The 13783-nt window shown below is 31.0% G+C and carries 16 protein-coding genes; 14 read left to right on the forward strand and 2 right to left on the reverse strand.

What is annotated here, in order from left to right; all coding sequences use genetic code 11:
- The first annotated feature begins 36 nt into the window (after positions 1-36).
- The 10 genes from OF897_RS17835 (at position 37) to OF897_RS17880 (ending at position 8262) form a co-directional block, all read left to right on the forward strand.
- Positions 37-561, forward strand: a complete 525-nt coding sequence (locus OF897_RS17835; RefSeq protein ID WP_267267029.1) for a YceD family protein — start codon at positions 37-39, stop codon at positions 559-561.
- A gap of 59 nt (positions 562-620) precedes the next feature.
- A complete protein-coding gene (gene rpmF / locus OF897_RS17840) occupies positions 621-824 on the forward strand; it encodes a 50S ribosomal protein L32 (protein WP_267267030.1) in 204 nt (67 codons plus the stop codon).
- A gap of 127 nt (positions 825-951) precedes the next feature.
- Complete coding sequence (gene accB, locus OF897_RS17845; RefSeq protein WP_267267031.1) at positions 952-1434, forward strand: acetyl-CoA carboxylase biotin carboxyl carrier protein; 483 nt, start codon at positions 952-954, stop codon at positions 1432-1434.
- Between the two features lie 97 nt (positions 1435-1531).
- Positions 1532-2887 (forward strand): acetyl-CoA carboxylase biotin carboxylase subunit, encoded by a 1356-nt coding sequence (accC, locus tag OF897_RS17850; RefSeq protein WP_056075035.1) that lies wholly within the window; start codon positions 1532-1534, stop codon positions 2885-2887.
- 162 nt (positions 2888-3049) lie between these two features.
- Positions 3050-3526, forward strand: a complete 477-nt coding sequence (locus tag OF897_RS17855; RefSeq protein ID WP_267267032.1) for a hypothetical protein — start codon at positions 3050-3052, stop codon at positions 3524-3526.
- A 108-nt stretch (positions 3527-3634) separates the two neighbouring features.
- Complete coding sequence (locus tag OF897_RS17860) at positions 3635-4369, forward strand: toxin-antitoxin system YwqK family antitoxin (protein ID WP_267267033.1); 735 nt, start codon at positions 3635-3637, stop codon at positions 4367-4369.
- Positions 4370-4553: 184 nt separating this feature from the next.
- Positions 4554-5804, forward strand: a complete 1251-nt coding sequence (gene rocD / locus OF897_RS17865; protein WP_267267034.1) for an ornithine--oxo-acid transaminase — start codon at positions 4554-4556, stop codon at positions 5802-5804.
- A gap of 118 nt (positions 5805-5922) precedes the next feature.
- Positions 5923-6693, forward strand: a complete 771-nt coding sequence (locus OF897_RS17870; protein WP_267267035.1) for a glycosyltransferase family 2 protein — start codon at positions 5923-5925, stop codon at positions 6691-6693.
- Between the two features lie 69 nt (positions 6694-6762).
- Positions 6763-7518 (forward strand): glycosyltransferase family 2 protein, encoded by a 756-nt coding sequence (locus OF897_RS17875; protein WP_267267036.1) that lies wholly within the window; start codon positions 6763-6765, stop codon positions 7516-7518.
- Between the two features lie 3 nt (positions 7519-7521).
- Positions 7522-8262, forward strand: coding sequence for a polysaccharide deacetylase family protein (locus tag OF897_RS17880; RefSeq protein WP_267267037.1), 741 nt, complete (start codon positions 7522-7524; stop codon positions 8260-8262).
- Here OF897_RS17880 and OF897_RS17885 read toward each other — a convergent pair.
- Positions 8259-9338 carry a glycosyltransferase family 4 protein gene (locus OF897_RS17885; protein WP_267267038.1) on the reverse strand — a complete coding sequence of 360 codons (1080 nt, stop codon included), beginning with the start codon at positions 9336-9338 and terminating at the stop codon, positions 8259-8261. The two genes, OF897_RS17880 and OF897_RS17885, sit on opposite strands and share 4 nt — an antisense overlap.
- 62 nt (positions 9339-9400) lie before the next feature.
- Here OF897_RS17885 and OF897_RS17890 point away from each other — a divergent pair, with 62 nt between their 5' ends.
- The 4 genes from OF897_RS17890 to OF897_RS17905 are packed head-to-tail and all read left to right on the forward strand — an operon-like array spanning position 9401 to position 13379.
- A complete protein-coding gene (locus OF897_RS17890) occupies positions 9401-10375 on the forward strand; it encodes a glycosyltransferase family protein (protein WP_267267039.1) in 975 nt (324 codons plus the stop codon).
- Complete coding sequence (locus tag OF897_RS17895; RefSeq protein WP_267267040.1) at positions 10376-11347, forward strand: glycosyltransferase family 2 protein; 972 nt, start codon at positions 10376-10378, stop codon at positions 11345-11347.
- Complete coding sequence (locus OF897_RS17900) at positions 11344-12366, forward strand: hypothetical protein (RefSeq protein ID WP_267267041.1); 1023 nt, start codon at positions 11344-11346, stop codon at positions 12364-12366. Before OF897_RS17895 ends, OF897_RS17900 begins: the two co-directional genes overlap by 4 nt.
- Positions 12363-13379, forward strand: coding sequence for a hypothetical protein (locus OF897_RS17905; protein ID WP_267267042.1), 1017 nt, complete (start codon positions 12363-12365; stop codon positions 13377-13379). The genes OF897_RS17900 and OF897_RS17905 overlap by 4 nt, the downstream gene beginning before the upstream one ends.
- Before the next feature lie 27 nt (positions 13380-13406).
- Here OF897_RS17905 and OF897_RS17910 read toward each other — a convergent pair whose 3' ends face one another.
- Positions 13407-13751, reverse strand: coding sequence for a phosphomannose isomerase type II C-terminal cupin domain (locus OF897_RS17910; RefSeq protein ID WP_267267043.1), 345 nt, complete (start codon positions 13749-13751; stop codon positions 13407-13409).
- Positions 13752-13783 lie beyond the last annotated feature (32 nt).

Genomic DNA, 13783 nt, shown 5'->3' on the forward strand with positions numbered 1-13783 from the left:
TATTAAAAAAATTGCATATTTTTGCACACTCATTTTATGGACAAGTTAAGAAACTACGATGTAAGCTTTTCCGGATTAAAAACCGGCAAACATGAGTTCAGGTTTGAGATAGATAAAGAGTTCTTTCAATTATTTGACACTGAACAGGAATTTACAGAACCTAAAATAACAGTAGATGTTTTGCTTGACAAACACACTACTTTTTTAGAGTTTGAAATTAAAGTTGATGGTACAGTAGAACTAGTTTGTGATATTACAAACGAAAATTTTACCCATCCCATCGAAAACCAAATCGGTATTTTGGTGAAGTTTGGCGAAGAATACGATGACAGCGAAGAAGATGTGATCACCATTCCTACCAACGACCATGCTTTTAATGTATCTCATTTGATTTACGAAAACGTGGCACTTTCAATACCAATGAAAAAAATATCACCTAATATAAGTGATGAAGATTTGGAAATTCTTGAAAAATTCAGTCCAAAAGAAATAGAAGAAGAGCAAGAACAGCAAGGCGATCCTAGATGGGACGCACTAAAAAATTTAAAGAATAAAAATTAAATAGTTTAATGATGGGATGAGGAATCTCATCGATCATCAATTAAAAAAGTTATTACAAAATGGCACATCCAAAGAGAAGACAGTCGTCTACAAGAAGAGATAAGAGAAGAACTCACTACAAAGCTGTAGTTCCTCAATTAGCAAAAGATGCTACAACAGGTGAAATGCACCTTTACCACAGAGCTCACTGGCATGAAGGAAAACTTTATTACAGAGGTAAAGTAGTATTGGAAAAAGAAGTAGCAACTACTGACGAAAACTAAGAGTCGCTTTTCCTCGAAAAACACTCGTTTTAATACAGAAACCGCCCGATTTTTATAAAATTTGGCGGTTTTTTGTTGTTTTTTATGTTTTTTTGGTATCTTTGGCTCAAAATCAAATATCAAATTTATGGACATTAAAGACATACAAAATCTTATTAAGTTTGTATCTAAAGCTGAAGTTTCTGAAGTAAAATACAAAACAAAAGATTTCGAAATTACTATTAAAACCCCACTTGGAGGTAATGAAGTAAGCTATGTTGCTCAACCGGCAATGTATCAGCAAGCTCCACAACAAGCTGCTCTGGCTCAAGCTCAAGTTGCTTCTCCTGTAGCTACTGAAAAAGTAGAATCAGCTTCTGATGACAGTAAATATGTAACGATTAAATCTCCAATGATTGGAACTTTCTACAGAAAACCATCTCCAGATAAAGACGTTTTTGTAAATGTAGGTGACGAGGTTTCTGTTGGAAAAGTGGTTTGTGTAATTGAAGCAATGAAATTATTCAACCAAATTGATTCTGAAGTTAGTGGTAAAATCGTTAAGATTTTAGTTGATGACGCTACTCCAGTTGAATACGATCAGCCATTATTCTTAGTAGACCCATCTTAAGTAGAAGTTAGATGTTAGACATTAGATGTTAGATTAAATTCTACATTAAAATAACATTATCTAATTTTCAAATTATCTAATTTTCAAATTGAAAAAGATGTTCAAAAAAATATTAATTGCCAATCGTGGCGAAATTGCAATGCGTATTTTACGTACTTGCAAAGAAATGGGAATCAAAACGGTTGCAGTATATTCTACTGCAGATAAAGACAGTCTTCATGTAAGATTTGCTGACGAGGCTGTTTGTATTGGTCCTGCGATGAGTAAAGACTCATACCTAAAAATCCCTAATATTATTGCGGCTGCAGAAATTACAAATGCAGATGCAATTCACCCTGGTTACGGTTTCTTATCTGAAAATGCTAATTTCTCAAGAATCTGTCAGAAAAACGGTATCAAATTTATTGGTGCAAGTCCTGAGCAAATAGAGAGAATGGGAGATAAAGCCAATGCTAAAGCAACAATGAAAGCAGCAAACGTACCTTGTGTACCTGGTTCTGAAGGTTTAATTGAATCTTACGAACACGCTGTAAAAACTGCTGAAGAAACGGGTTATCCTGTAATGATCAAAGCTACTGCAGGTGGTGGTGGAAAAGGAATGAGAGCCGTTTGGAAAGCTGAAGACCTTAAAGAACATTGGGAATCTGCCATTCAGGAAGCTGTTGCTGCGTTCGGAAACGGAGGTATGTATATGGAAAAACTGATTGAAGAGCCTAGACATATCGAAATTCAAGTTGCAGGAGATCAATTTGGTAAAGCTTGTCACCTTTCTGAAAGAGATTGTTCGGTTCAGAGAAGAAATCAAAAATTGACTGAAGAAACTCCTTCTCCGTTCATGACTGACGAACTTCGTGAGAAAATGGGTGAAGCTGCTGTAAAAGCTGCTGAATTTATCGGTTATGAAGGTGTAGGAACGATTGAATTCTTAGTTGATAAGCACAGAAATTTCTATTTCATGGAAATGAACACGAGAATTCAGGTTGAGCACCCGATTACTGAACAGGTTATTGATTATGACTTAATCAGAGAGCAAATTCTTTTGGCAGCAGGAACTCCAATTTCAGGAATAAACCATTATCCGAAATTACATTCAATTGAATGTAGAATCAATGCGGAAGATCCTTATGCTGATTTCAGACCGTCACCTGGAAAAATCACTGGATTAAACATTCCTGGAGGACACGGAATCAGAGTTGATACTCATGTTTATTCTGGATATACAATTCCTTCTAACTACGATTCAATGATTGCAAAATTGATCACAACGGCTCAAACCCGTGAAGAAGCAATTGCAAAAATGAAGCGTGCTTTGGAAGAATTCTATGTAGAAGGTGTGAAAACCACTATTCCTTTCCACAGACAGTTGATGGAAGATGAAGCTTATCTTTCAGGAAACTATACCACAAAATTCATGGAGAGTTTTGTAATGGATAGAAAATATGATAATCATTAAGATTATTTTAAAAATAAATTTTAAACCGTCTCAGCATTGAGACGGTTTTTTTATTTGAAAATCAAAAATAAAAGCCTAAAAATACCCCTTTTGGGTGATTGCAGTTTTTCAATATCTCTAATATATTTGGATAATAAATTTATCTAACTAATACTAAAAACCATGAAAAATTTACAATTACTATTTCTTTGTCTGTTTGCAAACATCCTTTTTGGACAGACAAAATTTGACAATGAAAAACTGATGACTGTTCAGGACATCTACCACAACTCTACCAAGAAGAATATCAACACTTTCATGCAAGCTAAAGGTTACACTGTTGCAGAAGTTGAAAAAAGTGAGGAAGAGGGCGATGCTCACAGCTTCAAATCAGAATTTAACCGAGTACAGGTATTATACACTCCAAAAGGCGAAATGGATGGGGTTATTATGCTTTATGCGGGAGCAATGAATAATACTTTTATAGAAATGAAAATAAGAGACGCAGGATATTCAGCAACGGAGCATTCAAATGTTATTGATGGTAAAGATTTCACAAGAAAACAATGGAGTAAAAAAGGAGAAAAAACTTCTTTTGTCACCTATGCAGATAGTGACGAAAAAATTGGTTTTTTAGGCTATGGCGAATTTAAAGATTAAACTAACTGATTAAATATCTTTTAAATCTCATAATTTTCTGAATTGTGAGATTTATAGTTTTAAGCTATTGATTTAAAAAAATTATTAAAATATAAACTAAACAAAATTATGAAACAATTCATCACACTCTATCTTCTGATAATACAACCATTTTTAATTAATGCACAAAAGAAAATCGGAAATTTTAACGATAACGGACAAAAAATAGGAATCTGGAAAACCTATAATGCATATGGCAAATTATTAGAATTAGCTCATTATGATAATGACAAAAAAAATGGTGAATGGAAAAGCTATGACAACGATGAAAAATTACTGGAGGCAGGATATTATAAAAATGATGTAAAAACCGGAGAATGGACTAGTTATTACAAAGACAATTCTCAACTACATGTGAAAGAAACATACGTAAACGGCGAGTTGGATGGAGAATCTATAGCTTACCACAAAAATGGACAAGTACGCTCCATTTCAAATTATATAAAAGGTGAAGGAGAAGGAGAATGGAAAGATTATTATGAAAATGGACAATTAGAAGAAATAGGAGCATTAGAAAATGGTGACAAAACAGGCGAATGGAAATATTACCACGAAAACGGGAACCTAGCTTCAATAGGGAAATACAAAAATAATGACGCTACAGGAGAATGGATTGTTTATTATGAAAGCGGAAAAGTTGAAAGTATCTCAAACTATAGAAATAAAGGACAAAATGCAGAAGTAAAAAATTATCACGAAAATGGAAAAGTGAAAAGTTTGGAATATTATAAAAATGAAGAAAAATCAGGAGTCTGGAAAACCTACGATGAAAACGGAAAGCTAATAGAAACAAAAAAATATTAAAATTATAATCTCGAGTTTCAAATAGATATAAAAACTACAAATCTACATTTCGGATACTAAAATTTAACTTCCGGTATGATTGTTCACTATTAAAACCAACTTAATTCATAGTCATCCTTAGTACTACACAACTGTTGAGCAGTTTCATTTATAATAGTTAAATTTGTAAAAAAGCAAAAAGAATATGTCAACAGTTGAACAAACAAAAAATTCTCAATATTTTATTGAACTTGAAGAAAAACACGGTGCTCACAATTATCATCCGCTTCCAGTGGTTTTAGATAAAGGTGAAGGTGTTTTTGTTTGGGATGTTGAAGGCAAAAAATATTACGACTTTCTCTCAGCTTATTCAGCGGTGAACCAAGGTCATTCTCACCCGAAAATTGTTGATGCTTTAGTAAATCAGGCTAAAAAATTAGCACTAACTTCAAGAGCATTTTACAACTCAAGTTTAGGAGAATACGAGAAAAAAATTACAACTCTATTCGGGTTTGATAAAGTTTTACCTATGAATTCCGGAGCTGAAGCAGTGGAAACCGCAGTGAAATTAGCAAGAAAATGGAGCTATGAAGTAAAAGGAATCTCTGAAAATGCAGCTAAAATTGTAGTTTGTGAAAACAACTTCCACGGAAGAACAACAACAATTGTTTCTTTCTCAAACGATCCTGATGCAAATAAAAACTACGGACCTTTCACTCCAGGATTTGTAAAAATCCCATATAATGATCTTGCCGCTTTAGAAGAAGTTCTTAAAAATGACGCTCAAAATATTGCTGCATTTTTGGTTGAACCGATTCAAGGTGAAGCTGGAGTTTACGTTCCAGATGAAAATTTCCTTAAAAACGCTTCAGAATTGTGTAAAAAACATAATGTTCTTTTCATTGCAGACGAAGTTCAAACCGGAATTGCAAGAACAGGAAAATTAATTGCTTGTCATCATGAAAACGTACAGCCGGATATTTTGATTTTAGGAAAAGCACTTTCTGGAGGAATGTATCCCGTTTCTGCGGTTTTGGCGAATGACGAAATCATGAATGTCATCAAACCAGGACAACATGGTTCTACTTTTGGTGGAAATCCGATTGCTTGTGCTGTTGCAATTGCAGCTTTGGATGTTGTGGAAGAAGAAAAACTTTCTGAAAGAGCTGAAGAATTAGGAAAACTTTTCAGAAGTGAGATTGAAAAAGTGATTGAAAAATCTGATTTAATTACTAAAGTTCGTGGTAAAGGTTTATTGAATGCGATTTTAATCAACGATACACCTGAAAGTTCTACTGCGTGGAATCTTTGTTTACAATTAAAAGAAAACGGATTACTAGCAAAACCAACTCATGGAAATATCATCAGATTAGCACCACCTTTGGTCATTACAGAAGAACAATTATTAGATTGTGTAAAAATAATTGAGAAGACCATTTTAGAATATAAAAAATAGATTTTTCATCATATTTAAAATTAATAACACTCTAAATCAGAGTGTTATTTTTTATTTAAGAAATTAAACAAACGATTGCTTAACTTTTTGAGATTTCTTTCATCTAATTATTTTAATAATGAAAATGACTATGAAAGATCCGAAAATAAGCGCATTGCTGATTGTATTTAATGAAGAGAAAAATATTGAAGAGGCATTAAAATCAGTTGAGTTTGCAGACGAAATCATCGTCCTGGATTCTTTCAGCACCGATAAAACCATTGAAATTATTAAATCTAAATTCCCACGAGTAAAATTATATCAAAATAAATTTGAAGATTTTACCAAACAACGAAATATGTGCATTTCTTATGCAAAAAATGATTGGATTCTGTTTTTAGACGCTGATGAAAGAATTACATCAGAATTAAAAACTGAGATTTTAAAAGAAATTAAAAAACCAGTTACTCAAACAGCTTATTTCTTCAAGAGAAAATTCTTTTTTATGGGAGAGAAAGTAAATTACTCAGGAACTCAGAATGACAAAAACATTCGTCTTTTCAAAAAAGAAGTTGCTCATTATGATGAAAATAAAAGAGTACATGAGGGTCTAAGCAACGTAGATAATCCTGGAACTTTGCAAAATTATCTGCTTCATTTTTCCTTCGATTCTTACGAAGCCTACCACAAAAAAGTACTTCATTATTCCCACTTAAAAGCTCGGGATCTTTACGAGAAAAGAATTCAGTACAAGAAGATGAAACAACTTTCTAAAAGTGCATTCAACTTCTTTAAAATGTATTTTTTGAAACTAGGTGTTTTAGATGGAAGAAAAGGGTTTATACTCTCCTATTTAAGCGCATTGAGCTCATTTAAAACTTACGAATTTCTGAAAGAAGAATATGCATAACGATTATTTTACAGCCGCTTTAAAATTCTGAAAATAAACTGTATTTTTGCATCAGTAAGTCACGTTTTTATGAAGCTTTCTGTAGCAATCATCACTTATAACGAAGAAAGAATAATCGAAAAAAATCTGAACGCCGTTCACGATTTAGCCGATGAAATTATCATTGTAGACAGCTTTTCTAAAGACTGTACAGGAGAAATTTGTTCTAAATTTCCGAAAGTAAAATTCATTCAGCAAAAATTTTTAGGTTTTGGAAAACAGAAAAACTTTGCAATCGAAAAATGTCAGTCAGAATGGATTCTTTTTTTAGATTCAGATGAGATTCCTGATGAAGAACTCAAAAACTCAATTCGAAAATTAATCACAGAGGCAAAGCCTGAATTTAATGTTTATGATGTTGAATTTAATAATATTTTCTTAGGCGAAACTTTAAAATACGGAGGCTGGGGAAACATCAAAAGAGAACGACTTTTCAGAAAAGGTCACGGAAAATATTCTGAAGACATCGTTCATGAAGAATTTATTACAACCGAGTCCAAAGGAAAATTAAAAGGCAAAATCAACCATTACACCTACAAAGATATTTATCATCACATCGAAAAATCTAACAAATATACTTCGATGATGGCAGAAAAAATGTACAAGAACGGTAAAAAATCTAATTTATTTAAGATATTGTTTAAACCGCTTTTTCAGTTTTTCAAGTCTTATTTTTTACGTTTAGGTTTTCTGGATGGTTTGGTTGGATATTATGCAGCGACAACTGCGGCGTTTTACACTTTTCTTAAGTATAAAAAACTGCACGAAATTCATAAATTCAAATAAGCCATGATTCAATTTCTAAAAATGATTTTTGGCTTTTCGAAGAAAGACAGCGTCAGAATTTTGATGTATCACCAAGTTTTGCCACAATCGATCGCTCCAAAAAATGATTTAATTGTAACTGTTGAAAATCTTGATGAACAATTAAATTTCATTAAAAACAATTATAAAACCATATTTTTCAAGGATTTAGAAAAGGAAAAATCTACTGAAAATAAAATCATCCTAACTTTTGATGACGGATATTACAACAATTTACAATATCTCCTTCCTTTATTGGAAAAACATCAATTGAAAGCGACTATTTTTATTCCAACTGAATATATTCAGAAAAACGAAAATAACGGAGAGAAAGTTTACATGAATTTTGATGAAATAAAATCTTTGAATCCCGATTTAATTGAAATTGCTTTACACAGTCATTCTCATCGTAATTTTTCTCAATTATCAATCGAAGAAGCAGAAATAGATTTGCTTAAAAACATTGAAATTTTAGAGCAAAATAAAATTAACTTCACAAAAGTTCTTGCCTATCCTTACGGGAAATTTCCGAAAGAAAAACAGAAGAAAAAAGCGTTTTTCACACTTCTCGAAAGAATCGGAATTACTTCTGCAATGAGAATCGGAAATAATGTAGATTTTTATCCATATAAAAATAAATTTGAAGTAAACAGAATCGACATAAAATATGGTGATAGTTTGAAAGCTTTTAAATGGAAACTCAAATTCGGTAAAACGAAGCTTTAATTCAATAAATCTTCATAAAGTTTTTCATAGGAATCAGCCATCTTTTTATAACTGAATTTTGAAGCTCTTTCTTTTAATTTTTTTACAAAATTTTCTTTATCAGCATTAAATTTTTCAATTCCATCATTATAAACTTTTCTCATATTTTCAGGTAAAAAATCTTTAAAATAGAAAGCTAAATCTCCGCCAATTTCCGGAAGGCTCGTTAAATTGCTCAAAAAAACAGGCTTCCCAAAATACATCGCTTCAACCGGAGGAATTCCAAAACCTTCTGCCAATGACGGATGACAATATGATTCACAATGTTGAAGAAGAAAATATTTTTCATTATTTTCTACATTTTCTAAAATATGAACTCGTTTTTCTAGACCTAAATCTTTAATTTTATGAAGAAATTTTTCTTTGTAATCAGACTTTGCTGAAGAAGTTATCAAAACTAAATCACGGTCATTTTCAACAATTAAATTCAATAAAACCTCTTGATTTTTCTTCGGAAAAAGAACACCGATATTCAGAATATATTTTCTGTTGATGAATTCATAATTTTTATCCGAGTTAAATTTTTCATTTTCAGGGAAAACTAATCCGTTATAAATCACTTCAACTTTAACATCGCTTTTCAAGTTAAATAAATGCTTGTTCTTAAGAAAATCATCTTTTACAAAGTCTGAAATACAGACAATTGCATCTGCGTTTCCTATATTTTTTTGAACTAATTTCTTAGATTTTTCGATTTTCCTTTCAGAACTATTATCATGAAGAAAGTTCAGATCATGAAGCGTAACCACCTTTTTTTGATTAGATTTTTTTGAATGAAAATAATCTGAAAGTTGATGCGTTACATGAATTAATGAAAAATACGACGTATTGATTTTGAGTTTTTTCTGCCAGAATTTCCAATCAATAATGTCAAAATCTGCTTTGATTAAGGGGATATTTTTTTTAGGGCCATAAAGCGTATAGTCAAAATGGCATAATTTTTCGTCTAAACCTTTTATCAGAGAAATGCACACATTTGCAATTCCAGATTTGGGGTATTTTAGTCGTTCAACGTCGATGAGAATCTTCTTTTTCATTAAAAACCGTGGCTTTTCTCCAAAAATAAAAATTTAAACTTAAAAATCTTTACTTTTGCTTTATGAAAATTTGTTTAATCAGTTTTGATTTTTGGCACTATGATGAACATATCGTAAATAAACTCAAAGAAAAAGGTGTTGAAGCGTATCATATCAACATTGGAGCTTTTACGCATAAAAATTTTGGAGCCAGAGTAACGAACGCAATGAGCAAAGTTTTCATCGGTAAAAATCTAAAACACGAAAAAAGACAAGATTTCATCATCGAATCTCTTGAAAAAATCGGAAGACAAGATCAGATTTTGGTTATTAACCCAGAAAATATTGAGGAAAGAGTACATGAAGTTATTCGAAAATATGCAGATAGAAATATTGCCTATTTGTATGATAGTATGTCTAGAAACCCAGCTGAACATATTTTGCATTACTTCGACACAGTCTTTTCATTTGATGATGAAGATGTAAAAAAATATGGGTTTAAGAAAATCACCAATTATAATTATCTTGAATATTGCCCTGCAGAGAAGCAAAATCCTAAATTAGATTTATTTTATATTACTTCGTATGATACACAAAGATTATTGCGTCTAAATCTTTTGATTAATCAGATTAGCGATTTAAATATAAAATTCAGAACAATTGTTGCCGGAAAAAAAAGCTGGAAAAACAAAATTACACAAATTGTTGATACAAAAAACATTGACATAATTACTTTCAGAACTAAAAATATCCCCCAACAATCATTACCTAAGTTATATAAAAACACAAAGGTAATACTCGACCTTCAAAGAGACAACCAAATAGGATTGAGTTTCCGTATTTTTGAAGCGATGGCATTGGAAAAAAAGTTTATTACAGATAATATAAACATTAAGAATTACGATTTTTATAACCCTGATAATATTTTGATTTTGAATGAAGATTTCAGTAATATTGAAAAGTCTTTTTTCGATACTGAATATCAAAAACTTTCAGACGAAATTTATTACAAATACACACTTGATAGTTGGGTGAATACAGTTTTTAATTTGAGCTAAATGACAAAAATTTCAGTTGCACTTTGTACTTATAATGGTGAAAAATTTATCCACGAGCAAATTGACTCTATTTTAAACCAATCTTTAAAAGTTGATGAGATTATAGTTTGCGACGATGGTTCAACGGATAAAACTCAAAATATCCTCTCTGATTATCAAAACAAATTCCCTGACATATTTCAAATTTACATCAACGAAAAAAATCTTCGAAGTGTAAAAAACTTTGAGAAAGCAATTTCTCTTTGTAAAGGTGAAATTATTTTCCTTTCTGATCAGGATGATATTTGGGAACGAGACAAAGTAAAAGTTTTATTGAATTATTTTAATGATAATCCTTCAATAAATGCAATTTGCAGTAATGGTAATGCTATCAATGAAAAAGGAGAAACTTTAGATAAAATGACAATTTGGGAAGTTCCAACTCTGCTTAAAAATGCAGATATAAAAATCGATTATTTTAATATTCTTGCTTTTATAGAAAATATTGCAACAGGGGCAGGAATGGCTTTCAGGTCAGTTATTCGAGAAAAGATTTTACCAATTCCTATTAAAAAGGGATTTCATCACGATGAATGGATCGCTCTAATTACCGCACATGATAAAAGTTTCACGATGATACCTGAAAAGCTTTTCAGATATAGAATTCATGAAAACCAGCAAGTTGGCGGAGTTATTTACGAGAACAACGAATCAACAAAAAACAGACTTGCGCATCATTTTAATCTTTTTTCTGAAGACAAAACCTTTTCTCAATATAAAAAATTCTTAAAAAGATTGAGCCAAAGTTATTCCAAACATAAAGAGCTAAGTATAGAAAATGATAATGAGAATACAAGCTTATCTAAAGACATCATTAAACGCTGCAGAGAATTATTTGATTATCATCGACAAAAAATGAAGGAGAAATATCCTTTTAGATTTTCTATTTTAAATTTAGCAGACCTATTCAGTAAAAAAAGAAAAATACAATGAACATGAATTTTGGAGCCAATAAAAAACTTTTTCTTGCAGCACCATCAGATTTTGAAATTAATAAAAGAATCAAACAAAATCTCGAAAAGTTCGGATTTGAAGTTATTCTTCACACTTATATTTACAGATGGAGCATCCCTCCAAAAGATATAATTATTCACAATTATAAAAAAATCATACATAAAGACAGGACGTATAAAACTGAAATCAGAAAAGTACGTAATGAAGAATGGCAAAAAAAATACGAACAAAGCATTGCTTCTGACCATAAACATTTTGATTATGCACTTTTTATAAGACCTGATCAATATTCCTTAGAGTTCGTTAAGAGTATTGTGGCTATTTCTGATGTTTCTGCAGCGTATCAATGGGATGGAATGGATCGTTTTCCTGAAGTAAAGGAGTACACCAATCTTTTTAGTCGTTTTTTCGTTTTTGATGAACATGATTTAGAAGCTTACCCTAGCTTTCATTTTATCACTAATTTTTATTTTGAAAAAAATACTTCTGAAGATAACATTCAGGATATTTTCTTTATTGGAAGCTATCTGCCGGAAAGAAAAGAACTTTTGAATAAAGTAACCAAAAGGTTTAAACATACAGGATTACGTACAAATATCAATATTTTCTCCTTAGATAAGAAATTGAGAAAAGAGAAAAATATTTTTAATATTGTTGATCGTTTTTTTACATTTGAAGAAAATCAGGAAAATGTAAAAAAGTCAAAATTTGTACTCGATATTTCAAACTCTGTACACCATGGATTATCGTTTCGTACTTTCGAAAGTTTAGGTTACAAAAAGAAACTGATAACCAATAATGCTTTGGTAAAACAATATGACTTTTATAATCCTAACAATATTTTTGTATTTGAAGATTATGAAATGAAAGGGCTTGAAGAGTTTATAAAAACTCCTTATGAAGATATTCCGGAAGACGTTTATAATAAATATTCTTTTGAAAATTGGATCAAATATATTTTTAAAATACATCCATTCACTGAAATAACAAGACCATGAGTATAAAAATCTCTTCAAAATCTGTCATTTATATTTTATGCCCTGCTAACTTTGCAACGGGTGGACCTGAAGCTTTGCATCAATTAGGAGAACAACTCAATCAACTTGGCTTTAATGCACAAATGTCTTATCTGGAAAACGATCATGGAACTCTTGAAAATCCTGTACATGAAAGTTATAAAAAGTACAATGTTCCTATAGCAGAAAAAATAATCAACGACCAAGATAATTTTTTGATACTGCCAGAAACATATACCTGTTTTTTGTGGGATGAAGAATATAAAAATTTAAATAAAATTGTTTGGTGGCTAAGTGTTACTAATTATTTAATCTCACTTGAGGATCATTTTTCGCAGTACAGACATTTGAAAAATTTTAAATTCAAACATTATTTTAATAAATATCCCATTCCTACTATCAAGAGAATGAAAAAGACTAAGAAACTTTATCATTTGGCGCACTCCTATTTTTCTGTGGATTTTTTAGCTAAAAATAAATTAGAAAAAATTGGCCAAATTTCCGACTATATGAGTGAAAGCTTTAGAAAAGGTGGAGATTATAGTTTACAAAAAGAAAATATCATTATTTACAATCCTAAAAAAAATGATGAATTTCTCGAAAAAATTAAAGAAAAAAACAGTCAATTCACATGGCTTGCTTTAGAAAATATGACTCCGGAAGAAGTTTCCGAAAACATGAAAAAAGCTGAAGTTTATATTGATTTTGGTTACCATCCTGGAAAAGAAAGGATGCCACGAGAGTCTTGTATGATGGATTGTTGTTTAATTATTGGCAAAAAAGGTTCTGCTGCGTTTAAAGAAGACATGCCAATAGATGAAAAATACAGATTTGAATTTGACGAAAAAAATATCCCTCAGATCTCAAAAATTATTGATTACTGTATAAATCAATACGATGACGCTTCTCAAGATTTTAAATCTTATAAAAACATTCTATTAAAAGAAAAAGAAACATTTATAAAAGACATTCAGACTGTCTTTCTAAAAAGATAAAAAGACCGAAAATTTCGGTCTTTTTATTTATTTTCTATCATACTCATCATCCAGCCTCACAATATCATCCTCACCAAAATAAGTTCCGGTCTGAACTTCAATAAAAACAACAGGTTTTTCAGAAAGATTCATGATTCTATGTTTAGCTCCCAATGGAATGAAAATACTTTCTCCATAAGACAGTTTTATCTCTTTATCATCAAGAATTATGGTAGCATCACCTTCGATGATTGTCCATTGCTCCTGTCTTTGGTGATGGTATTGGTAAGACAGCTTTTGTCCCGGGTTTACTTCTATTCTTTTTAGTTTATAGTTGGGTTCGTCCGCTAATACGTAATATTTTCCCCAAGGTCTTTCGCCGATTTCTAGCATAATTGATGAATTCTAAATTTGTACAAATGTAT

The organism is Chryseobacterium formosum (assembly GCF_026460885.1).
GTDB classification, from domain to species: domain Bacteria; phylum Bacteroidota; class Bacteroidia; order Flavobacteriales; family Weeksellaceae; genus Chryseobacterium; species Chryseobacterium formosus.

Coding starts and splice junctions, on each gene's coding strand:
- rpmF (WP_267267030.1), top strand. CDS start 621: ATGGCACATCCAAAGAGAAGACAGTCGTCTACAAGAAGAGATAAGAGA.
- OF897_RS17880 (WP_267267037.1), top strand. CDS start 7,522: ATGATTCAATTTCTAAAAATGATTTTTGGCTTTTCGAAGAAAGACAGC.
- OF897_RS17905 (WP_267267042.1), top strand. CDS start 12,363: ATGAGTATAAAAATCTCTTCAAAATCTGTCATTTATATTTTATGCCCT.
- OF897_RS17885 (WP_267267038.1), bottom strand. CDS start 9,338: ATGAAAAAGAAGATTCTCATCGACGTTGAACGACTAAAATACCCCAAA.
- rocD (WP_267267034.1), top strand. CDS start 4,554: ATGTCAACAGTTGAACAAACAAAAAATTCTCAATATTTTATTGAACTT.
- accC (WP_056075035.1), top strand. CDS start 1,532: ATGTTCAAAAAAATATTAATTGCCAATCGTGGCGAAATTGCAATGCGT.
- OF897_RS17870 (WP_267267035.1), top strand. CDS start 5,923: ATGAAAATGACTATGAAAGATCCGAAAATAAGCGCATTGCTGATTGTA.
- accB (WP_267267031.1), top strand. CDS start 952: ATGGACATTAAAGACATACAAAATCTTATTAAGTTTGTATCTAAAGCT.
- OF897_RS17875 (WP_267267036.1), top strand. CDS start 6,763: ATGAAGCTTTCTGTAGCAATCATCACTTATAACGAAGAAAGAATAATC.
- OF897_RS17895 (WP_267267040.1), top strand. CDS start 10,376: ATGACAAAAATTTCAGTTGCACTTTGTACTTATAATGGTGAAAAATTT.
- OF897_RS17835 (WP_267267029.1), top strand. CDS start 37: ATGGACAAGTTAAGAAACTACGATGTAAGCTTTTCCGGATTAAAAACC.
- OF897_RS17890 (WP_267267039.1), top strand. CDS start 9,401: ATGAAAATTTGTTTAATCAGTTTTGATTTTTGGCACTATGATGAACAT.
- OF897_RS17860 (WP_267267033.1), top strand. CDS start 3,635: ATGAAACAATTCATCACACTCTATCTTCTGATAATACAACCATTTTTA.
- OF897_RS17910 (WP_267267043.1), bottom strand. CDS start 13,751: ATGCTAGAAATCGGCGAAAGACCTTGGGGAAAATATTACGTATTAGCG.
- OF897_RS17855 (WP_267267032.1), top strand. CDS start 3,050: ATGAAAAATTTACAATTACTATTTCTTTGTCTGTTTGCAAACATCCTT.
- OF897_RS17900 (WP_267267041.1), top strand. CDS start 11,344: ATGAACATGAATTTTGGAGCCAATAAAAAACTTTTTCTTGCAGCACCA.